The following is a 26,059-nucleotide window of genomic DNA, read 5'->3' as shown; positions in this document are numbered from 1 at the left end:
TTTTAATGTAAAGCATACAGACTATTCCATCGCATAGTAACTCAATATCGTCATCACGTCCTTGTTGAAGCCGATCACTTTTTTCGTCTCGTAATCGACGAGCACACTGTACTTCAAACTTTTCCTGTCCTGTTTCGTATAATAAACCTCTACAATGCTGTCCCAGCGCACCATCTTTTCATCCCTTACAAGCTCGTCCAGCGGATAGTCGTCCATCTCCTGCACGAATTGATTGGCCACCTCCAGCACCTTCATATCCCGCGGCTGCGTGCGGGCGTATTTTTTGCGCCCGGCTTGCACCAGCTTGAGAATATCGCCGTCCTTGGCATTCAGTACAAGGTCGTATACTTCCTCCGTCTCTTCTCCTTCATGCTTAAGTGTCATGTAGTAGAGGCCGTCCTTGATTTGCTCCAGCAGCTTGTCCGGGTCCTCCAGTACCATCGGCGGCGCCGCTTCCGGCAGCGGATGCAGAACGACACCCGAAGTCCGTAGAAAAAACTGCTTCAATTTCAGTTCATCGACCGCCAGCAATTCAAATTGGATATCCTCTTTCGCAAATGTTTGATGAAAATAGCGATTCACGGCGTTCAAGCTGATCGTTTTCGCCGCCTCCTGCGACAGCACACCTTCGTAATCGATCGTATCGCCCGGCTGCTCCTGCGGCATTTTTTTGATCATGACCGTATCTTTCGGAATGGCGTCGAAAAGCGGCGTGCAGCCGGCTATGAGTAGCATCAGGCCAGCAGTACACATTGTAATTACAGCAAGCCTTCTCATGCCGCATCATCCCCTTCCAGCTTTGTCCCATGAAAGTTTACCGTCACCATCGTTCCGGCCTGCTCCTCGCTCTCAATCGCGATGTCCGCCTTATGCAGGCTGGCTACGCTCTGGCAGATCGCCAGCCCCAGCCCGGCTCCATTGCTGCTGCGCGTGCGCGACTTATCCGCCATATAAAACGGCTCAAACACTTTGTCCCGATGCTCGCCGGCGATGCCGATGCCCCGATCGATAATTTGCAGCCTGTATTCTCCGTTCCTGTCAGGTACGCGCTGCAAGCGCAAGTTGACCGTATCATACTCGCTTGAAGCCTTGACCGCATTATCGACCAGATTGAAGATCATCATTTTGATCAGATCCGGCTCCAGTGGCATGAGACAGCCTGCTTCCAGATCAAAAGTGATCCTGACCTGCTTGCGGCCTGCCATCATCTCCAGTGCGGGCTTTATTTCCGCAATGAGCTCAGCGAGGTCGCGCACCTCCATTTCAAAATGCTCCTTCCGCAGCATAACCAAATCCATTAATTTGACGGATAATGCCTCCAGCCGCTTCGCTTCGGAATAAATGACCTGCAGTCCGTCCAGAAACAGCTCCTCGTTATATTTGGTCGTCCGCATAAAATTGGCATAGCCGATAATGGAAGTGAGCGGCGTTTTTAATTCATGCGTAATGTTATTAATGAAGCGCTGCTTCTCCTCGTTATGGCGCTCCAGATCGGTAATTTTATCCTCGACTACGGCCGCCATTTCATTGAAATTGTTTGCTAATATCCCAATCTCATCACGGGATTTTAACTGCACGCGCTCCGAAAACCGGCCTTGAGCGATCACCTGGGCCGTCCGGCTCAAATGATCAAGCGGCTTCGTCAGGCGGCGGCTGATAATGTACATAATAAGCATGAACAAGATACAGGCTCCCAGATCGACCTGGATAAAAAAACGGTATTGCTCCATGCGATCCTCATAGACGGAGGTAATATCCTTCATATAAGTGAACCAGTAGTCCTTGTGACCAACCTCTGTAATGTTCGCCGTAAACAAAATGGTGCGGGAACCGATATCCCGCAATATATAGGTAATCTCCCCGGCCTGCAGCTTTTTCAGCTCTTCGCGCTCTGCCGGCAGCTGAAAATCAGCATTGCTGAACACGATACGTCCTGTATCGTCACTTATTTCCAAATACATGGCCGCTTCTGCATTCCGGTCAACAAATTCATGGGCGATATTGGTCAGCACCGTCTTCTCATAATCGATCGAGTCATAAATCCGCAAAATCGGCACGATCGCATTAACGCTGGCACGTATGCTCATGGTCTGGCTTAGCGCGCTGTTCATCTCCTGACGGAGCATTTTATTGTGGCTTTGTTCGATCACCATTACAGAAGCCGCATTGAAGATGACGATGAAAACGAGCACAGCGAACAAATAGATTTTCTGCCAAAATTTCACCGTCAATCCTCCAAGCGGTAGCCGACCTTGAAGATCGTCTTGATCTGCTCGTGCAGGGCCAGCTTTTTGCGTAATGACTTAATATGCATATCGACCGTGCGCGTCTCTCCGTAATAGTCGGCTCCCCATACCTTTTCAATAAATTGTTCCCTGGTCAGCGCTATATTTTTGTTTTTGAGCAGGACGACCAGCAAATCGTATTCCTTCGGAGTCAGCTCTACAGCCTGTCCCTCCATCATCACGACCCGTTTATCCAGATCGACCTGCAGATGCTGAAAGGCGATGACCTGCTCCTCCTTGCCGTAGCGGCGCAAGACCGTCTCAATTCTGGCCAGCAGTTCAATCGCTTCGAACGGTTTGACCATATAATCGTCTGCACCTAGCTTGAGGCCGTTTACTTTGTCGAATACCGAATTTTTGGCGGTAAGAAAAATAACGGGCGTGCTGTACGATCGGATTTTTTCCATTAAAGCGAAGCCGTCAATTTGCGGAATCATCACATCCAGCAAGATCAAGTCATATCTGTCGCGCCGTATCTCTTCCAGCGCCGCCGCCCCGTCATAAACCTGTGTAGTCGCGTAATTGACGAGTTTGAGATTCATACTAATAATATTGGAAATATGCACATCGTCCTCGACGATCAAAATTCTTTTTTGCATCCACGATCTACTCCCTGCCTGCGTGCTGAAGTCCATTGTAACATGGGCTAAAGCCCTGGTCTATGCTACGGCGCTTCCTCCACGGTTTCGTGCCGGCCGTCCAGATCAATACGATAATGCTTACGCTCCTGCTTGCTTTCATAGCGGATCGTTTGCCCGTCATAGGAGAAAGTTTGCGCCCCTCTTTCCGTTATCCGGCGGCTGCTGCCGCTGTGCAGATCGAGCGCATAAATTTTGTACTGGTCCTGGCGGTTCAAATACAGCAGCTCTGTCTCGGCAAGCAGGAAAAAAGGCGTAATGACATCGGATACGATCGACTCCCGGTCGAGCCCTGTATCGTAGGCCACCACCTCGGACCGGTCATTCAAATAATAAATCGTGCGGCCGTCATAGCCGATATTGCCCAGCAAGGAAGCAGTAATGATCGTCTTCGACTTGCCAGTACGGAGTTCGATTTTTCTAATTTCATGTTCGCCGACAAAATAAATTTCACGCTCGCCAACGAAAAAAGAACGCAGTGTAACGAAAAAACTTGACTCCGCCGCTCCAGAACCTCCGTATATACCGAGAAATTCTCCTCTGTCCCCGCTTACGTTCCGTTCAAAGATGATCCGCTCATCAAAGGTTCGCGTATCCACCTCAACGACCGAAAAGCGGTCCGTCATTTCCCGAAAGCCGGACTTTTCATTATCGTATTTCAAATAGTACACAAATGGCCCGCGCCCGGCAATGAGCGGCTGCACTTGCATTAAAGCGCGCAGCGGCTGGCGGATGAGCTGTTCCTGCTCCCCTGTCGCTTTATTTTCATACACAATCTGTACGCGATCCGGGTCCGCTGTGTCGACGCGAAAGCGATACTGATCATTATCATACGTAAACCGGGCAGCCTCATTATAGATCAGCTTGCTCTCCGCAGGAGCGGAAGACGTGCAGCCGGACAGAACAGCTGTGGTCATGACAGTAAGCAGCATCCCGGCAGCAGCAGCTTTCCCGCGCCGGCGGTGCAAGCTCCACATATTCATCTGCCGCCTCATCACCCCGATATAGAGCGCGATTCCGAGCAATAAAGTGACAGTAAGCAGCAGCAGTACGGCACCTCCGGTTACCTCCTTGTACACAGCATCCATTTGATCGGTGAACAGGTTGTACTCGAATTCATTGCCGCGTAAAAATCCGGAAGCCAGCATAAATCCGAGCGGGCCCGGCAGCCAATATTTGGTTGACTCCAGGGCAAAGCTGTAATGGGGCAGCAAAATAACAGCCGTACATATAAACAGCGTCAGCGCATATCTTTTGACATAGACCGCTGTCGCGATAATCATCATGGCGAAGACGAGACAGCCAAATATCCGGCCAGCCGTCATCCAGAAAAAGGCTTGCTGCAGCGTAAGCGTCTTGGTCGAAAGGCCGAAATACGACAGACTCTGCAAAGGGTAACTGCCATCCTCCAGCCCGTACTTCAAGGAAAAGAAGCTGAGCTGAACAATGGCCGACAGCAGGCAGAGAACGACGACCGTAATGAGCGCTAGCAATATTTTGCAGCGGGCATGTGTCCGAATCCCCTTTTTGACCGTTAGCAGGAGGGTATCCATTCTGCTCTCATACTCGAAGCAAAACACAGGGGCGATAAGCACAAGCAGCAGCAGGACAAACAGCACATCCAGCTTATCGCCCGCAAGCAAGCCGGCCCAGCCGTTCGTAGCAAGAAAATAACGATTTTCCGGATTTTCCCGGACATAGGTGTACTGATCATAAATCGTCTGAAAGCCGTACTGATGCTCCAGCAGCGCCTCTAGCGGCTCAGCCTTGGCCGTCAGCTCCGCTTCCGTTATTTCCCGATCATAATAATCGTCATAAAGCTTGCGCAGCTCCACCTTAGCCTGGGAAATGCGGCTGGCCTCCGCTTTAAAAAATTCATCCGTCTCTGCGGTAAAACGCCCCTTAACTTGCTGCAAATAATATTGGTAATGAGCGCCGTTCGTCACGGCATCCGGATTTGCAGGCTGGTCCCCGATCATGAGGGAGGCCAGACTGCAGACAAAATACAGGACAATAAATAATAGTCCTTTCTGTTTCAACAGCATCTTCTTCAGCTCATAGCGGAAGGCCGGCATGCTTGCTCCCTCCTCTGCTGCGCAATCTGTTTTTGCGGGCTGCTAGGAACATCAGCGCAATACAGCCCGCCGCATAAGCAGCTGCCAGCAAAAATGCCGGTATATAGCTGATAAGCGGCTGATCGAACCAATTGACATACTCCGTCTTGCGGAACAACTCCCGATTGACCAGAAGGATAAAAGGATTCATTACTTTGAGTCCGACATATCCCGAGCCAAGCATCGCTTCCTGGGCATAGATTAGCCCGAATGCCGAAGTCAGGCTGATGATGAAGGGCAGCAAAGCATTTTTGCAGCGGCTGGAAATGACTAAAAACAACAGCCCCGCCACAATCATCCCCATAGTCTTGACCGCTGCCGATAACAAGGCATATTGGCCAAGGCTGCTGCCGATGGAAGCATTCACAAAATTTTCGAGTGCATACACCGGCGTCGTGAAAGCTTCCCATGAACCAAAAAAGAATGAAAAGGCGATGAAATCTACAATCCAGAACCAGCCGCTGAGCGCAATGATAAAAAGAATGGCAGCGAGCAGCTTGGCCAACGTTGATTTCACACCGCCAGCCTTTGTCGTCATTAACAGCGCGTCCATTTCGGTTTCCTTCTCAGAGACAAACACATGCATCAGGCTGTACATACATAGCAGCAGCAGGAGAAAAACAGAAAAATCATAATGGACGTAATATTGGAACATCTCCGTATACGAAAACGAAGGGATTTCCCGTCCGGCAAACCGGCTCGCCAGGTCCGCATTCATTTCGTATGCATACGGATTGCCGACGCGTTGATAGAACGTCATATTATTTTTCGCTGCCTTCACAATGTCGTCAGCCATCTGCTTGTACATGTAGGCATACTTCATCGGGTTCACATAGCACCAAGCGAAAAAATGATAGTCCTCGTACACATTTCCTGTGTAGGTGTCCGGATTATCGCTGCGCGTGCTTGCCGTCAAATCGGCCGTCGCCAGCTCCAGCGGCTCGTAAATCTTCATAAGCGCTTTGATTTTCTCTGCGGTAATTTCGCCGCCGAATGTTTCGTACATCTGCCAATACAGCCCTTTCCACGCAGAGCTGGTCTGGCTTTCCGACAACAGCGACTTACTGCTGTATACGCTGTAGATTTTGGCGACGTTGAACAGTGTAAACAGCACGAGTCCGATGACGATTGATTTTTTCCAAAAATGTTTGCGGAATTCAAAATGCACTAACCTTACCATTGTTCTCCCTCGCCAAAGTAATACAAGAAGACATCCTCCAGGTCCGCTTTTGCCTGCACGGCGGTTATATCCGGCACATCGTCATGAATCACCCGCAGATGGATCGTCTCCTGCTCGCGCATCATATTGCTGATTTTTAGCCGCTTCAGCTTCTCATCAATCGTTTTATCGGTTGCCGCCACATGCCATACTTTGCCTTCAATTCCGCTGACGAGCGCCTGCGGCGTATCCTGTTTTAACAATTGGCCGTCCTTGAGCAGTATGACTTGATTGGCAATATGCTCGATATCGGATACAATATGCGTCGCCAGCAGCACGATCCGATTCTCGGAAAACTTCGTAATCAGGTTGCGAAAACGGATCCGCTCCTGCGGATCCAGCCCGGCCGTCGGTTCATCCAATATTAAAATGTCTGGATTGTTCAGCATCGCTTGTACGATGCCAACCCTTTGGCGCATCCCGCCGGACAGCGCTCCAATCTTTTTACCTGCTGCATGGCTTAAATTAACGATTTCCAGCAGCTCTTTTGCCCTTTTTTCCCCTTCTCTCCGCGGTATCTCCTTCAAAACGCACATATACTTCAAAAAGTCCATCACTTCAAAGTTTTTATAAAACTGCGGATACTGCGGCAAATAGCCGATATGGGACAAGAAGTCCGTCCCCAGCTTGCTTACATCTACATCATTAATCAGCACCTGGCCCGTATCGTTTTTCAGTATGCCGACGAATATATTGATCAGGGTCGTTTTTCCGGCGCCGTTTGTCCCCAGCAAGCCATAAATGCCATTTTCCAGCTGCGAGCTAAAGTTTTTCAACGCATATTTGCCTTTATATTGCTTGGACACATTTTTGAACGTAACGTTCATAAGGCTTCTCCCTTCTCTTGACTAAAATTGGCTGACAATCAGCTTGGGAGCAATCTCATTCTGCTTTGCGCCTAAGACGATTACACAGGTGCGCGTTTCGTCGGCGACTTGCACAAGCGGATTGTTCGCCATATATAGCTCTTCTCCTCCGCTGTCAACGAACTGCTCCGCAACTAGCTCTCCAGTAGCGGTGCTATAGATCCGGATAGTCCAGCCTTTCTCTTCGCCAAGTGAAGTGGCAAAGTATTCTCCTTTGTCGGAGCCTGTCACCACTCCGCTTTCTTTAGCAGTTGTGAGCTGGTGGAACGTTGTTTGCCCGCTGGGGACATCCATCACCATGACCGTGCCTTTAGCAGTGACGATATCCTCTGCAAAAAGCAGCTTGTTATTGAAGGCTGTCATTTCCTTGCAGCTAAATTCATCGAACGTCTTATTCGAGAGCGGCTTGCCGTCGGCCCCCAGCATTCCGCATGTGTCAACTGCATTCGGGTTGTCCTTGTCATCCAAATCGAAGCTGAGCGCCTTAAAAGCAATGGCTTGATCGTCGTTCGTGAAGGCCAGCTGATCAAACGAGGAAAGTCCGGCATGCGGGCTCCGATCTTCAGCGGTAAGGTCGATCAGCCGCACTTTTTCCTTTGTATCGAACTGATAGCGGTAGAGCCCGCTTTGCGTGGCAAAGATCATGGTTCGGCCATCCTTTGTGAAGGAGACGAGCGATGATGAGATGATCTCCTCGTCTTCGCCCAGCAGCGAGCCGAAATCGAATGTTTTGAGCGGCTGCAGGCTGCGATCATAGAAAATGATGTCATACTTCATCTTTTCATCGATCATCATCATGCTCTCACCTTTTGTATCATTACTTTCGCTATTGAGCGCCCTCCTGCCAAAAGCAATATATCCGTCTGAAGTAGACCAATAACGCTCCATATGAAATGGTTGCCGCTCGGTGTCTGCTACCATCTCCCGGCTTTTCGTATCGAATAAATAAAGCCGGTCCGCTCCAATAATGAGGCGGCTGTCATCTACAGGATGGAGCTGATTAATATGTCCTTGAATCGTATCTATGGCCGCTTTCACGACTTTGGGAGATGCTGAAGGCGGTGCAGGCTGTTTGACCTGTGCCTGCGTACGGTCCGGCTTATTCGGCTGGTGCTCGGCAGTCTGCGAACACCCGGCGATCACACAGGCTGACAAAGCAAGGATAGCGATTAGTCGGGTTTTGTTCATCATTCGTCCTCCGGATTATTTATAAAGTAATAGGGATGCTGTTTTCACAGCGACGACGACGTCGTCCGGGAAATCGGCCGCATTCATCGGGATCGAGATGGTATAAAAGGTATTGAGGTCATCCAGCTTTTTCGTATCCAGCACCGCATCGATGACCGCGACTTCCCCTTTATTGAGTTCCGTCTCAATGATCTGACCATTCTCGTCTGTCAAAGGCTTGTGATTGAGGTAAAAGATATGCTTGAAGCGCACGCCAGGATGGCCGAACATTTTCAAGGTAAGCTGAAGCTTGCCGTCTTTGAGGCGATAATTGTCTTGCTTGGCCTCGCCGTCGATCAAAACCTCACTGTAAACGCTCGTATCGAGCTTATCCAGGTCCACCGTTTCCAAGCCGCTGTGGCGCTCCATAAGCTCCTTCGTGACCGGCTCCGATGACAGCCTGACATCGCTTAGCTGCTTAAATTGCGGAATTGTCGAGACATCCAGGCCGCTCGTATCCTGATCAAAAGCGAGTGAGCCGGTCGCTTCGAGCGTGTCATGGTAGAAGCCGTAGGAGCTTGTCTCCTTCATATCAGGCATAAACGCCGGGTTATACATCGCAATAATGTTGATATTGGCCGTCTCTCCCTTCTTCCCGGTTACTGGTGTAAACAAGAAGCTGAAGGGGGTATCTTTGTCATCCTCAGCAAGCTCCACGATATGCATATACTCATAAGGAGCATCCGTTTCATTAAACTTGTACGGCTGGGCCACTCCATCTACATATAGAAGAAAGCCGATATTTTTGCCCTTGCCCGATGCATGCGCAGCATAGTCAATTTTCATTTCTTGGCCCTCGTAGCGGAAGGGCAGCATCTTCCCGTTTGCATCTACTTGCGGATTGGCGAATCCATGGCCCATCGAGCCCAGATTGGCTGCAGCTTGTCCAGATTCAAACGGATTGGTCTGCTCCGTGTTATTCGAATCCGTTATACTGCCGGCAGGCTCAGTCTCAGGTGTAGATTTGCTGCATGCGCCCAGCATTGCGGCAGAAATCATCAATGTAGACAAAATAAGTATCGTTTTTTTCATTCTTTGTTTCATTCCTTTCATTTGCTCATGTGTTCCGGCAATCGAGCGGACCTACGTTTGCCTTATTCAGTATAGGATAGCGATATATGTGAAATAAGATGAAGTTGTATTGGAGTTGTAAAAAATGAAAAAGACTGCGCAAATATGCGCAGCCTTAACCTTTTTTAACAATTCGGCAGATTCTCTGTCTACTGCCGACTTCCTTTTCGGATGTAAAATAATAACAGGAGCAGCAATGCGGCTGCGATCACAATCGCATAGGGCACATAATCTTCCCAGCTTGTTTTATTCCCGCCGTATTCGTGCTCGTAGATCGCCTTCACATAGCTCGAATCGCTTTCTTTCACAGCAATCGCCTCTTTGCGATTAATCCCTTTGATTTCGTAATAGGGCGTTCCTTTAGCATAACGGTTAGAAAAATTGCCCGAATATGTGCCCTCTACATCGGAATATTTCGTAACCTTGCCGATCCTTGAGCCGATTTGCCCGGGATCGACGTGTTCCTGCGTAATACTGTAGACATTCCCGTCGTACACGACAAATAAATAAACCCAGCTCGCGCTTGCAGCGCTCATAACAAGATTCATTCCGATGATCGACACTGCGAGCAGCTTGAGTAATTTGCGCAACTTCCAATCACCCCCATTACAGGAGTAAACGAAGCCCTGCTGGAAAATGTTGCAACGGCGAGACCGCTACCGCAGTCCGATATCATGAAAACGGTTATCCGCCGCTTCGCGCACCAGCTGTCTGAGTTCCTCGATCGCGCATTCTTCACTATTCCTAGCTTCTTTAAAGAGCGCAAGGCGCACTACGTCATTTTCTTCAGCGGCAGCAATTTCTTCGAACAGCTGCGCCAGTTTGCTGTAGTTAGCCGCTGCCGCCCCCGCATGCGGCCATGACTTTTGCACGGTATCGGTATACGCGGCAAGGTGTCGCTTGGCCTCGGCGTAGTACAAAAATGTCGCTTGCGCGCCCTCTCTATCATAATTGCCGCTGACAAGTGCTTCAATAATCGCATCATAAGCGGCTTGGCCGCAGGCATACGAATGCTCAGGAAGAACTAAATCATGCGTCTCCCATTTATAGATCGCCTGCAGGAACGATTCTTTATAGATAGCCGTTAAATCTAGTGGGATACAGGCTTCCAGCAACTGATAATACCAATAGGGCGTACTATTGCAGCCGAAATGTTCATAAGGCAATGTCTTAGCCGGCGAACCGGCGCCATCGCAGTAATACAACTGCCCTTGCCGGTCGTCGTATCCGGTAACAACTGCAAAACCGTCATGCCAGAAGATCGCGCCTGCACCTCGATCGACCGCAGTTTTAATATCTATAATCGCTCGCTGCTGATAAAGCGGAAAGGTCGGCTGGAACGAAAAGCCTGCTTTCTGCGACGCCGTAACACCGATAAAATCGCCCGCAAGAAAATTTTCAGCCATCCAATTGTAAGCAGATGTAGATTCTGCAGCCAGTTTCCGGTTGACATTAAACCGAAACCCAGAGACAGTCATGCCTGCCAGCAACGACTTATCGAGCCTGAACCATCCCATATGGGTTAAAATGGCATGCATCGCATCGACATAGGAGCCGTACTTGGATTCCATCTGCAAATTGCCGATAATATTCTTCGTCATCTCGCTGTACTCCTCCCCCACCTGCGAACAGTTTCCCTCGATGGGTCCGGAAAAAGCGCCGACAATAAACGGAATTGCGTCATCGCGCTCTCCTCCAGCTCCGCCGCACGCTCCAGCTTGGCGATCAACTCCGGCTGATTGTGCATGTCCCAGCCGGCCATCCCGGTAACAAGTTGATCATATGCCGCATAGGCAGCTTCCAGTTGCGGCCATAAGTAACGAACATCGTGCAAATATTGTTTGATTTCTTGACGGGAGTAAAGATAGGAGGACATAATATAGCGCGCTCCCTGCTCATCGAAGCTGCCGCTCCGCAACGCTTGTATGAGGAAGGTATAGGCGAGCCGGCCGGAAGCGATATCTTTATTCGGCAAGGTTTTGTGGGGAGTATTCCAATCCTCCAGCGCAAGACGAACCGATTCCAGAACCATTTTCTCGAGGGAAACCTCAATCCTCGCATCGATAACGCCCACATACCAAAACTCTGTCATATTGAGCCCCAAATTGTCGTACAACACAATGTGATCCTCAAGTGACAAACCATCCTGCACATAAAAAACTTCATCCTGATCGTCATAACCGCGAATAACTCCAAACTCGGGGATCCAATAAATGACCCCTATGCCCTGATTCAATGTTTGCTTGATCCACTCTATCGCCTGCTGCTGATAGTATTGAAAAGTCGGATGACGTGTCCGGCCGGCATCCTGTTCGGCATGCAAACCGATATTGTCGAGGGCCGGAGCATGCTCATCGACCCAATTGCCGTATGCCGACACAGATAAAGGAAGCAATCGTTCGTGAACGGTGAACTTAAAGGCCATTCCAGTCAGACCGGAAAGCATATATTTAGTGCCATTAAATAAATCGGCTGCAGTAAGTATGGCGTAGAGACTGTCCACGAAAGACTTCGATTCCCGTTTCAAATGAACATGATCTAAATATACGGCTGACACTATTCCCGCTCCTCCTCCCCGATCCGTTTCAGTATGTCGCTGCATCTGTTTATCAACTTTGCCTTCAGCCATTTCGGAGCGAGTATCTCCGCCCAACTGGAAGTCACTAAATGTTGCATAAATGCATCTGTGTCAAAAAACTCAATCTCATAGATGTTGTCCCCATCTACTCTTCTAGCCGGATAACCGTTCCAGGATGCGTTATGCAAGTTGATCCCTAGATGTATGGTCGCGACAAACGGCTTGCGGGCAAGTTTTATCGCTTGCGCCTCGCTCGTCTCTGCCGGGTCGAAGCTGTTTTCGGTTACCGCAACTTCATATAAATCTTCCAAACGGAACATGCGCTGTTTGCCTGTTGATTCGCAGTATGCAGCAACGTAATCCGTATTGTAATAAGATTGCAGCCGCAGCGGCCGGATATTCGCTCTTTTCCCGCCATATGTCACTTGCACAATGCGGGATTCACGAATTGCGTTAGAAAGCAGCAGTACGGTTTGCAGCAATTGGGGCTGGGCTTCGAATAATGGCAGCCTCATGTAGATGTCCGTCTCTTCTTCTCCGATAAACCGTTCCAGGAGATGAGCTACACGCTGCACAGCCTCTGCATTATCATAGTTGTACTGCCGATAGCGATGAACGAGAAAACGAAGGATATTCTTCTCCTCATCGGTCATATAAAGACTTGGCAGCATATAAGTTTGATCTTCATAGACATACCCGCGATGCTTGGCAACATAAACAATCGGAGCCAGCAGTGTATTTTCCATATATTCAATGTCGCGCTGGGCTTGGCGCTTCGATATTTCAAACCGTTCGGCCAGGTCATTGCTATTCGGATAAGCATTTTCCCTGATCTGCTGATCGAACCATTGAATCCGGTGGATATTGCTCACCTGCGGCTCCCTCCTTAGTTACTCTGCCAGCGCATCAATCTTTAATTGCTCGGCATGCTGACATCTTTTGCATACTTTTACCGCCGTGCCACTGGACTTTGTGCGGGTGTACAGCAGTTTAATGCGGGTTGCCTTGCATAATGGGCATGTGCCCCGTCCGCGTGAAGGCAGGCTCCATAATGCGCGTCCGCGTTTTGTTTTTGCCATTGCTGATACTCCTTGTAGTTATAATGATGATACGTAATCATTATAGAACAACTGGAACGACATATAGTGTCGTTCCAGTTCTCTGTTTCAGATGGACTACAAATTTTTCTTCATGCGCACATGCCAGATTCCCGCATCCAAAAAAGGCTCTTCTGAAATCGTCAAATAACCGAGCTTGCGATAAAACGCTTCTGCCTGGATCTGAGCATCCAAAATGATCGCATCGATTTGCTGCTGCCGGATATCCTTTTCCATCTGTTCAATAATTTGCTTGCCTAGACCTTTGCCGCGATATGGCGCGAGCACGGCAATCCGCTGCAGCTTTGCGATCCTCTCATCATACATCCGATAACGCGCCGCGGCGATGGGTTTGCCGCTGTCCAGCAGCAGAAAATGTCTGCATGCATCCCAGGAGGCATCAAACTCATCTAATTCAAGCTCGACTGGCACTTGCTGCTCCTTGACGAACACTTCCTTCCTTACATTCAGACACAGCTGAAGCTGCTCGTCTGATCGAGCGATAATCGGTTCAATAAACATTGTATCACTTTCCCGTCTAATGCTTTTTTGGTAAGATGCAAGAGATATGACTAGTCCCTCTATTATAATAGTAAAGGTGATTTGATGACAAAAAACTTTAAAATTGACATGCCAAAAATACCATTGGATTTACAGCGTGCAAATTTCCAAGATATTTATGCCGAAGAGGAGCCTTGGCTGTCAAACTGTGCAATTGTGAACGAAAGCCTGGATCATGCAGAGATTGAGAAAGCGGTGCTGTCCAAGGTTGTTTTTAAAAATACAACACTTGGAAGCGCTCAATTTGAAGCCATTGATATGACAGATGTGCTTTTCGAAAACTGCGATCTTTCCAACGTTAGCTTTAGCAAAGGAATCATACACCGCGTTACCTTTAAAGGCTGCAAGCTAGTAGGCGTGAATTTCTCTGAGGCTAATCTAGGTCATGTCACGTTTGAGCATTGTATGGCCAAATTGAGCAGCTTCGCATCCGCCCGGTTAAAACAAGTGATGTTCAATGATTCGTCTCTGGAGAGTGCCAGCTATTACGATTGCAAGCTAAATAAGGTGAAGTTTGATCAATGCGACATTACCGAAGCCGAATTTTTTCAAACTTCCCTTAAAGGTATCGATATTAGTACTTGTACATATGAGCGGCTTAATGTCGCCCTGGAAAGCTTGGACGGTTGCCAGGTTTCCGCTGAACAAGCCATTGGTTTTGCAAAGTTATTAGGCTTGCAGGTTAAACAATAAACCACATTCTCAAAAGGAGCAACCTCCGTGCAGTTTGCAATCTTTATTTTTATTTTAGCTGGACTTGCCGAAATTGGCGGCGGTTATTTAGTTTGGCTGTGGCTGCGTGAATCGAAGCCTTATTGGTACGGGGTTATTGGCAGTCTCATTCTGGTCGCTTATGGCGTCATCCCGACACTGCAAAAATTCCCCGCCTTCGGCCGCGTATATGCAGCGTATGGCGGAGTCTTTATCATATTAGCTGTCTTTTGGGGCTGGCTCGTCGATCGCAAAACACCCGATCTCTATGATTGGATCGGAGCGGCGATTTGCCTCATCGGCGTCTCGATCATGCTCTGGGCGCCGCGCGGCTAGCAGGTTTGCATCAGCCGATATACCGGGCGATAATCCGTACTAGTCTGGCAGGGAATGTCTTCAGCTCTGTAATGTCCAAGAAACGTTCTCTGCCATAGATCTCACTGATGATCTCTTTATCCTGCCCGATTGCAGCGGCCAAAAAGCTAATTCCTTTACGCTCATACTCGGCAATCGTCTGCTGCATATCATTTATCGCGTAGCTGCCGGTATAATCATCCATTGCTTTGGGCTGTCCGTCGCTAATGCTGATCAACAGCTTCGTTTATTGCGGCGCCGCGGTTAAGCGGTCGGCCAATATTCGGAGCGCCATGCCGTCGCGGTTGTTGCTTCTGCCGCGTAGCGATGGCTCATCATTTTGGAGGACGTTCTGTGGCATCCACGGTGGCACTTCCTTTCCCGCTGCTTCTTAATATCCCATTTCCTTCAATAGTTGGGATAAAACACGAAGCCGTTCTCCAATCATTTCTCCATCATCATTAAGCGCTTGTGAAAATAACTTGATGTCTTCGTCCAGCATCGGATTGTCTTCACATACAGACACGCTCATGGCGTCTCCTTGCAGGCCCATCCGGTCGATCAGCGGATTTTCCGTATCATAAAGCTTCGGATAGCGATAGGCATCCTGAAAATGCAGGCTGCCTCGGCAAATCAATATCGCCAAATCCAGGACGCGATGCATTGGCAATTCTTCCGACTGACGAGACCATTTCTCGCCAGTATGGCGCCATACCTTGGCGGAAATATCGACTTTGCCGCGATCATTCCACTGTGCAAGACCTAACGACAGGCCTTTTGCGTCTGTATTGTTGGCAGTGCGCCCATCTACTTTTTCATAATTTTCCACCACAATAACTGGTTTATGTTTTAATGAGGTAGGTATCTTCATTTGTGCTCCTTCTTTCTATTAGAATTACTCGTTTACTGATTTACTAAATCAGTAAATAAAGACCATTCTACTCGAGACCGTCTACAATGTCAATGAAATGGGGTGCAGCCTTCGGTGATCCGCCGTCCTCCCAGTTTCTAAATATTCAAGCTTTGTTCAACCTGCCATCACCTTCCGAATCTATGAATAAATCTACAACTTAAAGGAATTCTAAGTTATGTGGAAGGAGTGATGATTTTTGAAAAAAGTGAACCGTAACCATGACGAACACGATCCAACTATTGCCCCCGGAATGAACACCAGTGATCAGTTAGAAGAGAAAGCTACCGACGAAGAAATTGAGCGTGGCCAATATACAGAAGTCACTCGCTTGTTTTTAGATCGCACTCCGAAAGACTAACCATGCTCCAAGCAGGTGATCTGCTCAAGCCCCCATACTGGGGGCTTCGGCGTTTATTCCCACACTCCCTATTTGAAAAAGTCTGCGTCCTGCGTACTGTGCAAGTCCCTTTACCTTATCGCTGATAATCCAGCCGCGGGATAACGTTTGAAGTTATACAAGAGAGATTAGGGTATTTACGCCACTACTCCTCTACAATCTCAATATCCATCGCGTACAACAAGGATATAGCAGCAGGCATAGTAAACTTGGCTTTATTAATTTTATTGTACGCAGGGTCAATCGCATAATTGGCCGCATTGCTGAAATCGGCTGCCATCAAGTTAGTGTCGCTAAAGAGACTTTCAGCAAAATCCGTTAATCGCAGCTCACTCTCGCTAAGGTCTGCCTCGCGGAAATCCACATTTTTGGCAAGGCAATCTACCATTACGATTTTTGGAAGCGACAATCCGATAAAAGTAGAATGATTAAGCACGCAGCGCTCAAACCGCAATTGCCGCTCTCTTCTTATTTTCGGCCAGACGGCCTCCGTCCAGTTCACACTCAGCAGCTTGCAATCTGTAAAGCTGGCATCGGAAAACTCACAGTCCAACACTTCAATCATATTCATGTTGCAGCTTTCAAACGTACAACTGGAAAATTTGCAATCGACGAATCGTGTCTCACTAAAATTGCAATTCACAAAAGTGCAGTCATAAAATCTTACTGAACGCAGTTGTCCTTGTTGCATATCAAACTCAGCGAATCGTTCATCATAATATTCATTTTCATTAAACAAGATATAGCAGCTCCTTTGTTTCGGTTAAAGTCGCCTCAATATATTAGCACTTTTATGCTAATATGGTAACGCTAAAAGGAAATAACTGCAATCAGACATTTTTTCACTCAGGAAAACTTTTTGCGTATTTGCATGGAATGTTGTCTTTAGGAAACATTAATCCATAACTACTTTTCGGGCAAAAGCTGCAGTGTGCTGATGATATTCGTACGCGAGCCGATAAATACTGGAGGTTCTAATGATCTACATATACAGTGTGGCGCTGCTGATCGGCGGCTTGATAATTATCAATCTTATTTTTGGCTATCAGAGCAAACATATCGATCCGCAATTTTGGAGCACCATGAAATTTCAACTGATGCTGCTGCCCCTCTTTTTCATCGCTAATCTATGTATTGGCTATGGTGTGAAATTCGGCGTAAAAGCTTTTCACAGTCTGGCTTTTATTCTGATTACGGCAAAATGTATGGAGGTACTGATCTCTGTTTGGACAGGCTACTTGTTTATGAAGGAAGTACCGTCATGGAAGACATGGGCCGGTCTAGTTGTGATTGGTGCCGGTCTTGTTCTTGTTAAGCAAAAATAAAGCCTCCTAGCTGAGAGGAAATGTAAAATCCCGTTTAAAAGCCTGCCAGTTAGGGCACCAATAATAGAAATTGCCGATTTGGAGGTATACGATTTTGGCTTTTCGGAGTGAAGAACTTCAAATGGAAAGGTATCAGTCCGGGGATGAAGCGGCCAAACAGCTACCCGTTTCCTATGACGAGTGGAGGGCGCGGGCAAAAGAGGTTTTGGCTGCAGCTCCCTTCGGCTATGTTCATGGTGCCGCAGGTGCTGGAGACACCAAACGCGACAATGTGGACGCTTTTCAAAAATATCGGATTCGCCCCAGAATATGCTGCGACATTTCGAAACGCGATCTTGGCATAACTTTATTTAACGCTAAGCTTCCGGCCCCCATATTGCTGGCTCCTATTGGAGTAAATACGATTCTTCATCCGCAAGGTGAGCTGGGTCCGGCAAAAGCAGCTGCAAAGTTGGGCGTTCCTTATGTCCTTAGTAATGTATCCAGTATACCGCTTGAGCAAATAGCAGAAGCAATGGGCAACAGCACCCGCTGGTTTCAGCTTTATCCGCCAAAATATCGCGAGCTGACCAAAAGTTTTCTGCAGCGAGCAGAGAAGGCGGGCTTCAGCGCGATTGTCGTCACAGTCGACTCTACCCTGCTCGGCTGGCGGGAAACGGATTTGCGCAATGCCTACCTGCCTTTTCTTATAGGCCATGGGATGGGAAATTACTTTACAGACCCGGTTTTTTGCTCCCAGCTCAAGCAGCCTCCCCATGAAAACCTGGAGGAAGCTGTCAAACTTGCACTGGAGGAAGGCAATAATACATGCTTTACTTGGCAAGAAGTTGATTTTATCCGCCAACAAACCAAGCTTCCGCTGCTTATTAAGGGCATCACCCATCCGGATGATGCGATTATGGCTTTGGAGCATGGGATCGACGGCCTGATCGTTTCCAACCACGGCGGACGTCAGCTTGACGGCGCTGTGGCGACACTGGATGTCTTGCCTTCTATTTGCGAGGCGGTAAATGGAAAAGTCCCCGTTTTAATGGACAGCGGCATCCGCAGAGGCGCTGATATTCTCAAGGCGATTGCGCTCGGTGCTTCCGCTGTATTGGTTGGCCGCCCCTATGCTTATGCCCTGGCCGTTGCGGGAGAAAGCGGCGTCGAGGAAGTCATTCGGCAGCTCGTTGCGGAAACGGAATTTCAGCTGGCGATTTCCGGGCGGCATTCTATTCAGGATTTAGATGCATCACTTCTCGTAAAAGTAAAATGAGCCTGTAAGAGACAAATTTATCGGGAGGTTTCAAAATAATGGATCTGCGCTTCATTTGGGAAGCTTTATTGGTATTGGCCGCCGGATTTTTCCTGCTGCGGATTGCAGGCAAGAAGACCGCGGGAGAGAGAACGGGGCTGGAAATTATCACGATGCTGGCCATGGCATCCATGATCGGACATGCTGTTGCAGGTGACGGACTTTTGAAGACCATCATTACCCTATGTCTATTTGTTGCCCTCTTGCTCACCGTCCAGTTTCTGGCAATCAAATTCGACTGGATGGAGCGCGTGATGATTGGGAAAGCCACACTTGTCATTCAAGATGGAAAGATCATACCGGCCAATCTAAAAAAACTGCGGATGTCGGTTGACCAGCTGGAGGCAAGAATAAGGGAGAAAGGCATTTCTTCCTTCGCCGATATTAAAACCGCTACAATTGAAAGCAGCGGGCGATTTGGTTATGAACTGGTGCGGAAGGCAAAACCGGTTACGATCGCAGAATTGGAAGCCATGCTTGCCCCATTACTGCCTGGAAAACCAAAACTGCCTCCTCAGCCCAAAGAAAATCTCTTTACTGAAGTCATCCATGAGGGACATGACGGCAATCCAGCCGTATCCCAGCAGTTGGACTAAGCGTCCGAGTCCAGCCGTTATTTCGAGGCTCCCTGATCTGGGGAGCCTTTTGTTGCAGCTTGGAAAAAGTTTAAAACAGTCCCCGGGACGCCTCCTTTTGCACAAAGATTGGCTACTGAACGCCCCGTGTGACATATTTGTACATGCTCTCCCAGTACTCGCCTGTACGAAAAGAGCCGTCTCTGAAGCAGGTAACAACTGCTTCGGAGACGGCCCCGTTTCATTTAATAGATGCGCAGTGACGAATAGCCTAACTGCCGGGTTTGATACTCATACGGAACAGCATTCAGAGGCAGCTGATTTATGCCGTAGGTCACATACAGCTCCTGGTTTGCATGTCCGGTCGGTGTACCGATAAAGCCCGGATTATGATTAATAACGGCACTGTCATCCTGGGCCAGCTTGAAGCTGTTATCGTGATTATAAGTAAAATTGATGCCGTCGCTGGAAACTGCATAGCGAATCCCGGCCTCTTCGCCCTGAAAGTCCTGATTCTTGTCCCGGTAGTCGATCAGAATCCATTTCCCCAATGAATCGGCATACTTCACATCGGCTCCGCCGAAATCGGCATTTAATGCCGTCCACGATGAGAAATGGATGCCGTCTGTCGAGGTCCGCAAATAAGTGCCGCCCCGGTCCGGCTGCTCAAACTGACTGTAATAATACATATAATAAGTACCGTCCTTATAGATGACGCTCGGCGAACCCGAACCGTAGCCTGCTGCGCCGCCGGTCGCTGCGTCGACAACCGGCGTCTTCGGACTAAGCGTCCAATTCACGCCGTCGTCAGATACCGCCCGGTAAATCCGATTCCAGTACGGATCCTCATTTTTGATGCCAGAGAAATACATCACATATTGACTGCCTATTTTCAGGACGGACGGATCGCCTCCCCATCCCGGAGCCTGGTTATACGGTTTGAGAATACCAAAATGCTCCAATGTTGTTCGAACCGGATTGCTCCAGTCGCCTTGCATCGTATCATTTTCGGCATAGTAAACATTGTCGGAACCGTTTGCTTCCGGAATCCCTGATCCGAACCATAACCGGTACTTTCCGATCTCCGGATCATAGAAGCCAGTAGCCGAGTATGTTCCGTAACTTCGATGCAGTAGGGTACCCAGAAACTTCGAATCCCATGTATACCCGCCCAGCGTCGCAGACTTCGCCGGAGGAGAAGCCGTTACAGCTTTGATGCTGAATAAATGTGTTCGCTGAAAGTGATTGTAATCGTTGCCTGCCGGAATCCATGTATTGAATGTCCGGAACAGCAAATGGCTGACTTTTTGCTTCTCGGCTGCGGTCATCGTGTTCAAGCTCAGGTCAGTCGTATAAACCGTGTCGCGCGTTCCCGTCCGATAGCCAAGATCAACCCAGCGCCCCGTTGCCTGCGTATAAGCAAAGACCTGCATATTAACCCGCGTATCGTCCGGATTGCCGGCAAACCATTTGATGCGCAACTGTTCGTAGATGGACCAGTTTTCATAGTTTGTCTGTCCCGGGATATGCAGCTGGTAGATTACATCGGAGTAACCGTTGTTACCGCCGTTCTTATCCCCCAACGTATTCCACCAGTTCACATTATCCGTTTGCGGCGGATCCCAGGCACTGTTGATTTTTCCCCACCAGGCAATGCCTGAAGGGACATCGGCATGCGCATACGTATACGTCGGCGCAGCTGTAGTCCAGAAATGCGGAGCCCAGCGGCCCGCACCGTTGTCATAAGTCTGGTCGACGCCCTCTTCAAAACTGGCGATGACTTTAACGGAATGGGAGTCCACAATCGCAGGTTCGGCAAATGCAGGATCAGCAGTGTTCAGACAGGGAAGAAGCCACGCGAAGCAAAGAATACCGGTTATCGCCATTTTTGTCCATTTCACGATAAACACTCATCCTCTCACGCAATTGATGTACCTCTTTACTTTTAACAACCTCTCTTAGTCCTTTCATCTTACCATGAGCTGCCGTTTAATCACCCCCTTTATCTGTATCCCGGATATAGGCAACGAGCTGCGCTTCCCCCAAACGAAAAGGCTCCAGTACGTACTGATCCGTCTCCTCTTTGGAGAAATGCTCGGGACCCAGAAAAACAATGCGATCATCATCCGGTACATAGTGAGGGCCAAGTAAATTGCGCAGCGTATTGGTTACTTCCCACTCCAGCTGCATCGGATCTTTGCCTGACGGAGCGGGAATTTCCCACTCCCAAGGCCCCCATAGCCGCGGAACAAGAGGTTTTCCGTCCCAAATCGGACGGGCAGCCGACAATGCCGGGTTGACCAGCCGCAGCTTCCACCGCACAACTTCGCCTTCCATTTCCGGAAGATCAACTGAACAGGAAAGCTTCAATTTGCCGGCGAAGAAAGGAAATCCGCTCTCGATAAAGTCCGCAGCATTAAGCAATCTTGCGTCCCGGTTCCGAATCGCCGGAGTCGTGCCGATGCTGACCAGAAAATGGCCCACCAGTATGGCATTTTCCAATGAAGAGAGTTGTTCGCCGGCCGCGAGCTCCAACTCCACCTGATGGATCCCTGTTGCCAGCAATTCCACAGGGACTTGATAAAAGAGCCATTCGGAATGGAGCCACTCCGTTTCGGAGACAGCTAAACGAATGCCGTCCCAATAGACGGCCATCCTCGGTGAACGTTCCGTCGCAACATATATAGGCTCATGTATGCTTTCCACGTCTATTGCGATGGCAGTGCTTAAACGAACCGGGCCTGTCCAAGGCACTGTGGATGTGCGGAGACGGCTGACCGTCAGCGTCTCCCCCCAACCGTTTCCACCCGGTTCCTGCAAGCGGAAACGATCCAATACAACGGCATTGTACTCCGCTTCCGTCAGCTTCATTTCCGCTGCGATGCTACAGATTACTTTCCGGTCGTATCTAACATTCGTGTGCGAAGCATGCAAAAGGCTGTCACTGCCTGTGCTGTTATCCTGCTGAAGATACGCGCGCAGAAGCAATGATTCTCCGGGTGAAAAGGACCAGTCAACAACGGTCCGTTCCCCGACGTACACAGCCGGAAGGGACATTATATTTCCCGTCTCTCCATCCCAAATTTCCATATTACAGCGCCCATGGAAGGAAAATGTACATTCGACTTCTTCTGTCAAGGACAGATTCGCCAAAAAACAAATGAGGCTGTCATGATCCCGTCTGCGATGCATCCAGACGCATTCCGTGCCGCCCCCCGCCGCCATGGCGATTTCATCATCGCTAAGACCAGCAAGCCCGCTTAATCCCGCCGCGATACCGCCGGTGTCTGCGCATCGGCTATGATTGACATCAGCAAGACGAATGTTCATCGACCGCAGCACCGGATAACGCTGTGCAAGTTTATGATAGGACTCGGCGTTCCAAGCGATAATCCGGCCGCCCTGATCATGGAGCTGCTGCAGCAAAGCCAGCGTAGAGGACCGCAAACGGCTGCAGCAGGGAATAATGGCGGTACGATAAGAACCGTTACCCATTCGTATCCGCCCCTTCTCCACAAAACCGTACTTCTCCAGCAGATGCTCATTGCCAAAATCAAACTCCGCGTGATCGTCAAGCAGTTGCAAGCAAAGCTGCTCCAACTGGTCGTTGATCCTGTCAACCTCCACAGTTTGCAATGGCGCATAACACTCCCAGGCCGATTCGACGGGATGGATAAGCAGCGTATCTGTCAGCCGCTCCCCTCTTGTTAGCGCATAGCTGATTCTTGCCTGATAGTCTGTCAAGCCTGCGGTATATTCCCACCATGGCTGTTGAGGCCCTATCGTCGGCGGATAATCGCGCTTCCCGTTGCCTTCCAGCGTATAAGGTAACAGATGCGGGGTGAAGAAATTGATGCCATGAATCAAATGCCAGTCTGTCATTTGTTTCTGCAATTCGGGATCGAAGCCTTGGCCGGCACAGGCAAACAATTCGGATAGCGCCCTTGTTTTGCCCATTTGATGCGCGGCACTGGTCACTTGTTTGGCTGCCATCACAGTCGTAAACGGCCGACTTTCAGGCGACGAATTATCGCAATGACGGTGCAGTTCCCGTCCGAGATGATCCATGCCGGGAATATGCATATACTCATAATGCGGCATCAGGTCGCCTATCCAGTCCATCGTGTGGGACAGCCGGTCCTCCGCCATATAATGCCCGGTAAACTTGAGCCCCCTCTGCTCGCACCAGTCATAAATGGGCTTGCTGAAACGAACCGCCAGCAGTTCGACAACCAGCTTCCAAAAGTCGTAACGTACTTGCCGGCTATCTTCCGTATCAACAAACAAGGCAGGCAAGCGGTCCATTAGCGAATAGCCGTATCGCTCCAGGAAATGCGATGGCAGGCTGTCTGTCCAAGGGAGTGCCGGCTCCTCACGATTGAGCCACAGTAGCGCACAAGGCTCGTCGCTGAAAATCCCGGGGATCGCAGCGCCGAAATCGCCGCCCGCTTCCCTTTCGTACCGATTATGCGTACTGTCCAGAAAGGCTTTCGTTGTACCAGGATGCAGCAAGTCGACATAAGACGCACCCTCAAAGCGGGGGTGACCAAGCGGCTGCACCCATTCGTATATGCCGCTATGGCCCCCGGCATGCTCCACTTCCGTCAGCAGCCGATACTCGCCATCGTCAAGACCGTCTATGCCGTTTCCATCATCTAAACCGCCTATACAATCTCCGCCGCCTCTCGACAATATCGGCTTCATAACCAGCGCCTTGGCTCTGAAGCTCTGGGATTGCTTGGGCACTTCACCCCCGGCAAAGCCGCTTGGCCAGCCGTTTTCATCGTAAATCCATGCTTCCATGCCATAGCGCTTCGCTTCCGTTACACACAGCTTTATCCGTTCGAACCATGCTTCCTTCATATACGGCACTTTCAGACCATCCCGGGCATGCATGAAAAAACCGCCCAGCCCTGCAGCGTGCATCTCCCTGATTTGCCGCTTCATCCGCTTCGGATCAAGCTCCCCATTCCATGACCAGAAGATGATCGGACGGTATTCAGCCGGCGGTTTCATAAACAGATCTCTATCCACAGTGGCTCCCCCTTACCGGACAATGAACTATCCTTTTAATCCCGATGAAATGACTGTGCCGGAAATCAGTTTCCGCTGGGCAAGCAGGAATACGAGGATAACCGGGATAACAGCGATCGTACAAGCGGCCATTAACTGTGCCGTGTTGACAATATTGGCTACGCCAACCCCGCCCGGCGACAAACCATACAGTCCCAAAGCAAGTGTAAACGACTCCTGTTTGCTCAAATAAATCATCGGCCCCATAAAGTCATTCCATGCCCCCATAAAGGAGTAAACCGCGACCACAGTCAAAGCAGGATAGCAAAGCGGAAGCGCCAGCCGCCAAAAAATTGACCACGATCCGGCGCCGTCAATGCGTGCCGCCTCGTCGAAATCTTTCGGAATTGTGGCAAAAAATTGCCGGAGTAAAAAAATATTGAATGCCCCTCCGCCAAAAAATAACGGAATAACGAGCGGGAAGATCGTATTGACCCAGCCTAATTTACTGAATAACACATAAAGTGGAATCATCGTAACGGCACCAGGAAGCATAATGGTGGACAGAACAACGCCAAAAATTGTATTTTTGAACGGAAAACGCAGTCTGGCGAAACCAAATGCACAAAATGCTGAAGAAAATGTCGCCCCCACAACAGAAAGCACAACGACCAGCAATGTATTTTTCAAATATAAATGGAACGGGCGAATGCTCCATATTTGCCAATAGGCTTCAAAGTGAAGCTGACCGGGGAATAGTTTAGGCGGGATACTATACAAATCGTTCAGTCCCATCAGACTTTTTCCGGCCATCCACACCAGCGGAAACAAAAACACAACCGCCAGACAGCTCATCATCGCATATTGTCCGACAGTAGATAACCATCGGCTCGCTCGAATCGATCCCATCATTATCTGTCTCCTTCGTAATAAACCCAGGACTTGCTTGTTTTGAAGACCAGTACCGTCAATACCAGAATGATGGCAAACAAAATCCATGCCAGTGCCGACGCATACCCCATTTGCAAGGAGGCAAACGCCTTGTTATAGATCAGCAGCATGAAGAAATTGCTGGCGTTTAACGGCCCACCGGCCGTCGTGACCATCACTTGACCGAAGACTTGCAGTGCCCCGATCAGACCCATGACGAGGTTGAAGAAGATGACGGGCGTTACCATCGGGATCGTTATTTGCCAAAAACGCCGAAACGGCGAGGCTCCATCGACAATAGCCGCTTCATACAAATGCGCGGGCACGCCGTTGAAGCCGGCCAGCCAAATAATCATGGCACCGCCGCATTGCCACAGCCCCATAATGATTAGAGAGGGCATGACCGACTCCGGACGCGAAAACCAGCTATACGGCTCCAGTCCGATCCATTGGAGCAGCTCATTGGCAAATCCGAAGGTCGGACTAAACAGCTGCTTCCACAAAATACCGGCTGCCACAACTGGAACGACGACCGGCAAATAAAATACCGTGCGAAACAGGCCTACACCCTTGACTTCTCTTTTCAGCAGCAAGGCCAGCAAAAAACCGCCAATCAGCCCAAGCGGTACCGAAAACACGGTATAGATCGCCGTGATCGACAATGAATGCCAGAAATCCTCGTCCCCTAACATGTCCCGATAATTGTCCAATCCCACCCAGACGGCAGGTGACAGTACATTGAATTTCGTAAAACTGTTATAGAAGGATTGCAGAACCGGCCATGCAGTAAACAGCAAAATGCCCAGCACAACCGGAGATATGAATAAAAATCCGTCCAGCGCCTCACGGCGGTCCCTGGTCAAAAATTTCCTTTTCATCGCACCCTCA

Annotated in this window: 27 protein-coding genes and 1 pseudogene; 6 read left to right on the top strand and 22 right to left on the bottom strand. The window is 49.3% G+C overall.

From position 1 onward, the window contains the following. Positions 1-21 precede the first annotated feature (21 nt). The 14 genes from ACFQ0N_RS02700 to ACFQ0N_RS02635 all read right to left on the bottom strand — a co-directional run bounded on the left by ACFQ0N_RS02700 (position 22) and on the right by ACFQ0N_RS02635 (position 13,617). Positions 22-777: a hypothetical protein gene (locus ACFQ0N_RS02700; RefSeq protein WP_379322797.1), complete on the bottom strand. Its 756-nt coding sequence runs from the start codon at positions 775-777 to the stop codon at positions 22-24. Then, positions 774-2,225 carry a sensor histidine kinase gene (locus ACFQ0N_RS02695; protein WP_379322796.1) on the bottom strand — a complete coding sequence of 484 codons (1,452 nt, stop codon included), beginning with the start codon at positions 2,223-2,225 and terminating at the stop codon, positions 774-776. Before ACFQ0N_RS02695 ends, ACFQ0N_RS02700 begins: the two co-directional genes overlap by 4 nt. Before the next feature lie 2 nt (positions 2,226-2,227). After that, the gene (locus ACFQ0N_RS02690; RefSeq protein WP_379322795.1) at positions 2,228-2,884 is read right to left on the bottom strand and encodes a response regulator transcription factor; all 657 of its coding nucleotides are present in this window, start codon (positions 2,882-2,884) and stop codon (positions 2,228-2,230) included. 65 nt (positions 2,885-2,949) lie between these two features. Further along, on the bottom strand, positions 2,950-4,998 hold the full coding sequence (locus ACFQ0N_RS02685; RefSeq protein WP_379322794.1) for a TolB family protein: 2,049 nt from the start codon (positions 4,996-4,998) through the stop codon (positions 2,950-2,952). Further along, positions 4,979-6,217, bottom strand: coding sequence for an ABC transporter permease (locus ACFQ0N_RS02680; protein ID WP_379322793.1), 1,239 nt, complete (start codon positions 6,215-6,217; stop codon positions 4,979-4,981). The genes ACFQ0N_RS02685 and ACFQ0N_RS02680 overlap by 20 nt, the downstream gene beginning before the upstream one ends. After that, positions 6,211-7,083: an ABC transporter ATP-binding protein gene (locus ACFQ0N_RS02675; RefSeq protein ID WP_379322792.1), complete on the bottom strand. Its 873-nt coding sequence runs from the start codon at positions 7,081-7,083 to the stop codon at positions 6,211-6,213. Before ACFQ0N_RS02675 ends, ACFQ0N_RS02680 begins: the two co-directional genes overlap by 7 nt. A gap of 21 nt (positions 7,084-7,104) precedes the next feature. Then, the gene (locus ACFQ0N_RS02670; protein ID WP_379322791.1) at positions 7,105-8,310 is read right to left on the bottom strand and encodes a transcriptional regulator; all 1,206 of its coding nucleotides are present in this window, start codon (positions 8,308-8,310) and stop codon (positions 7,105-7,107) included. A gap of 15 nt (positions 8,311-8,325) precedes the next feature. Next, entirely contained in the window at positions 8,326-9,381 is a 1,056-nt protein-coding gene (locus tag ACFQ0N_RS02665; protein WP_379322790.1) for a beta-glucanase/beta-glucan synthetase, read from the bottom strand. Positions 9,382-9,569: 188 nt separating this feature from the next. Next, entirely contained in the window at positions 9,570-10,010 is a 441-nt protein-coding gene (locus ACFQ0N_RS02660) for a hypothetical protein (RefSeq protein ID WP_379322789.1), read from the bottom strand. A 66-nt stretch (positions 10,011-10,076) separates the two neighbouring features. Next, positions 10,077-11,021 carry a hypothetical protein gene (locus ACFQ0N_RS02655; protein ID WP_379322788.1) on the bottom strand — a complete coding sequence of 315 codons (945 nt, stop codon included), beginning with the start codon at positions 11,019-11,021 and terminating at the stop codon, positions 10,077-10,079. After that, positions 11,018-11,977, bottom strand: coding sequence for a cysteine peptidase family C39 domain-containing protein (locus tag ACFQ0N_RS02650; RefSeq protein ID WP_379322787.1), 960 nt, complete (start codon positions 11,975-11,977; stop codon positions 11,018-11,020). Before ACFQ0N_RS02650 ends, ACFQ0N_RS02655 begins: the two co-directional genes overlap by 4 nt. Then, positions 11,977-12,870, bottom strand: coding sequence for a helix-turn-helix transcriptional regulator (locus tag ACFQ0N_RS02645; RefSeq protein WP_379322786.1), 894 nt, complete (start codon positions 12,868-12,870; stop codon positions 11,977-11,979). The genes ACFQ0N_RS02650 and ACFQ0N_RS02645 overlap by 1 nt, the downstream gene beginning before the upstream one ends. Before the next feature lie 18 nt (positions 12,871-12,888). After that, the gene (locus tag ACFQ0N_RS02640) at positions 12,889-13,077 is read right to left on the bottom strand and encodes a hypothetical protein (protein ID WP_379322785.1); all 189 of its coding nucleotides are present in this window, start codon (positions 13,075-13,077) and stop codon (positions 12,889-12,891) included. Between the two features lie 96 nt (positions 13,078-13,173). After that, positions 13,174-13,617: a GNAT family N-acetyltransferase gene (locus tag ACFQ0N_RS02635; protein WP_379322784.1), complete on the bottom strand. Its 444-nt coding sequence runs from the start codon at positions 13,615-13,617 to the stop codon at positions 13,174-13,176. Positions 13,618-13,701: 84 nt separating this feature from the next. Between ACFQ0N_RS02635 and ACFQ0N_RS02630 the strand changes: the two genes are divergently transcribed. Both ACFQ0N_RS02630 and ACFQ0N_RS02625 read left to right on the top strand, forming a co-directional pair. Next, positions 13,702-14,349, top strand: a complete 648-nt coding sequence (locus tag ACFQ0N_RS02630; protein ID WP_379322783.1) for a pentapeptide repeat-containing protein — start codon at positions 13,702-13,704, stop codon at positions 14,347-14,349. A 27-nt stretch (positions 14,350-14,376) separates the two neighbouring features. Next, positions 14,377-14,703 (top strand): YnfA family protein, encoded by a 327-nt coding sequence (locus tag ACFQ0N_RS02625; protein WP_379322782.1) that lies wholly within the window; start codon positions 14,377-14,379, stop codon positions 14,701-14,703. A gap of 10 nt (positions 14,704-14,713) precedes the next feature. Here the strand turns inward: ACFQ0N_RS02625 and ACFQ0N_RS38285 are convergent, their stop codons facing one another. Together ACFQ0N_RS38285 and ACFQ0N_RS02615 are read right to left on the bottom strand one after the other, a co-directional pair. Beyond that, on the bottom strand, positions 14,714-14,926 hold the full coding sequence (locus ACFQ0N_RS38285) for a hypothetical protein (protein WP_483874977.1): 213 nt from the start codon (positions 14,924-14,926) through the stop codon (positions 14,714-14,716). 186 nt (positions 14,927-15,112) lie between these two features. After that, the gene (locus ACFQ0N_RS02615; RefSeq protein WP_379322781.1) at positions 15,113-15,592 is read right to left on the bottom strand and encodes a DUF6530 family protein; all 480 of its coding nucleotides are present in this window, start codon (positions 15,590-15,592) and stop codon (positions 15,113-15,115) included. Between the two features lie 238 nt (positions 15,593-15,830). Between ACFQ0N_RS02615 and ACFQ0N_RS02610 the strand changes: the two genes are divergently transcribed. Continuing rightward, positions 15,831-15,992 (top strand): hypothetical protein, encoded by a 162-nt coding sequence (locus tag ACFQ0N_RS02610; protein ID WP_379322780.1) that lies wholly within the window; start codon positions 15,831-15,833, stop codon positions 15,990-15,992. 184 nt (positions 15,993-16,176) lie between these two features. Here ACFQ0N_RS02610 and ACFQ0N_RS02605 read toward each other — a convergent pair whose 3' ends face one another. Next, entirely contained in the window at positions 16,177-16,602 is a 426-nt protein-coding gene (locus ACFQ0N_RS02605) for a pentapeptide repeat-containing protein (RefSeq protein WP_483874979.1), read from the bottom strand. Between the two features lie 6 nt (positions 16,603-16,608). Beyond that, positions 16,609-16,722, bottom strand: a pseudogene (locus ACFQ0N_RS38280) (pentapeptide repeat-containing protein); the annotation flags it as partial. 286 nt (positions 16,723-17,008) lie between these two features. On the opposite strand from ACFQ0N_RS38280, the gene ACFQ0N_RS02600 reads away from it, so the two are divergent. From ACFQ0N_RS02600 to ACFQ0N_RS02590, 3 genes are all read left to right on the top strand, one after another. After that, positions 17,009-17,356 (top strand): hypothetical protein, encoded by a 348-nt coding sequence (locus ACFQ0N_RS02600; protein ID WP_379322779.1) that lies wholly within the window; start codon positions 17,009-17,011, stop codon positions 17,354-17,356. 121 nt (positions 17,357-17,477) lie between these two features. Then, positions 17,478-18,614 carry an alpha-hydroxy-acid oxidizing protein gene (locus ACFQ0N_RS02595; protein ID WP_379322778.1) on the top strand — a complete coding sequence of 379 codons (1,137 nt, stop codon included), beginning with the start codon at positions 17,478-17,480 and terminating at the stop codon, positions 18,612-18,614. A gap of 38 nt (positions 18,615-18,652) precedes the next feature. Beyond that, entirely contained in the window at positions 18,653-19,249 is a 597-nt protein-coding gene (locus ACFQ0N_RS02590) for a DUF421 domain-containing protein (RefSeq protein ID WP_379322777.1), read from the top strand. A gap of 224 nt (positions 19,250-19,473) precedes the next feature. On the opposite strand, the gene ACFQ0N_RS02585 is transcribed toward ACFQ0N_RS02590, so the two are convergent. From ACFQ0N_RS02585 to ACFQ0N_RS02570, 4 genes are all read right to left on the bottom strand, one after another. Next, positions 19,474-21,129 carry a hypothetical protein gene (locus ACFQ0N_RS02585; protein ID WP_379322776.1) on the bottom strand — a complete coding sequence of 552 codons (1,656 nt, stop codon included), beginning with the start codon at positions 21,127-21,129 and terminating at the stop codon, positions 19,474-19,476. Between the two features lie 88 nt (positions 21,130-21,217). Next, positions 21,218-24,262 (bottom strand): glycosyl hydrolase, encoded by a 3,045-nt coding sequence (locus ACFQ0N_RS02580; protein ID WP_379322775.1) that lies wholly within the window; start codon positions 24,260-24,262, stop codon positions 21,218-21,220. 27 nt (positions 24,263-24,289) lie between these two features. Beyond that, a complete protein-coding gene (locus ACFQ0N_RS02575) occupies positions 24,290-25,153 on the bottom strand; it encodes a carbohydrate ABC transporter permease (protein WP_379322774.1) in 864 nt (287 codons plus the stop codon). Continuing rightward, positions 25,153-26,049, bottom strand: coding sequence for a carbohydrate ABC transporter permease (locus ACFQ0N_RS02570; protein WP_379322773.1), 897 nt, complete (start codon positions 26,047-26,049; stop codon positions 25,153-25,155). The genes ACFQ0N_RS02575 and ACFQ0N_RS02570 overlap by 1 nt, the downstream gene beginning before the upstream one ends. Between the last annotated feature and the right edge of the window lie 10 nt (positions 26,050-26,059).

Source organism: Paenibacillus sp. GCM10027626 (assembly GCF_042676285.1).
Lineage (GTDB): Bacteria > Bacillota > Bacilli > Paenibacillales > Paenibacillaceae > Paenibacillus_Z.
The sequence above is the reverse complement of the archived record's forward strand: the minus strand, read 5'-3'. Positions and strand labels throughout refer to the sequence as shown.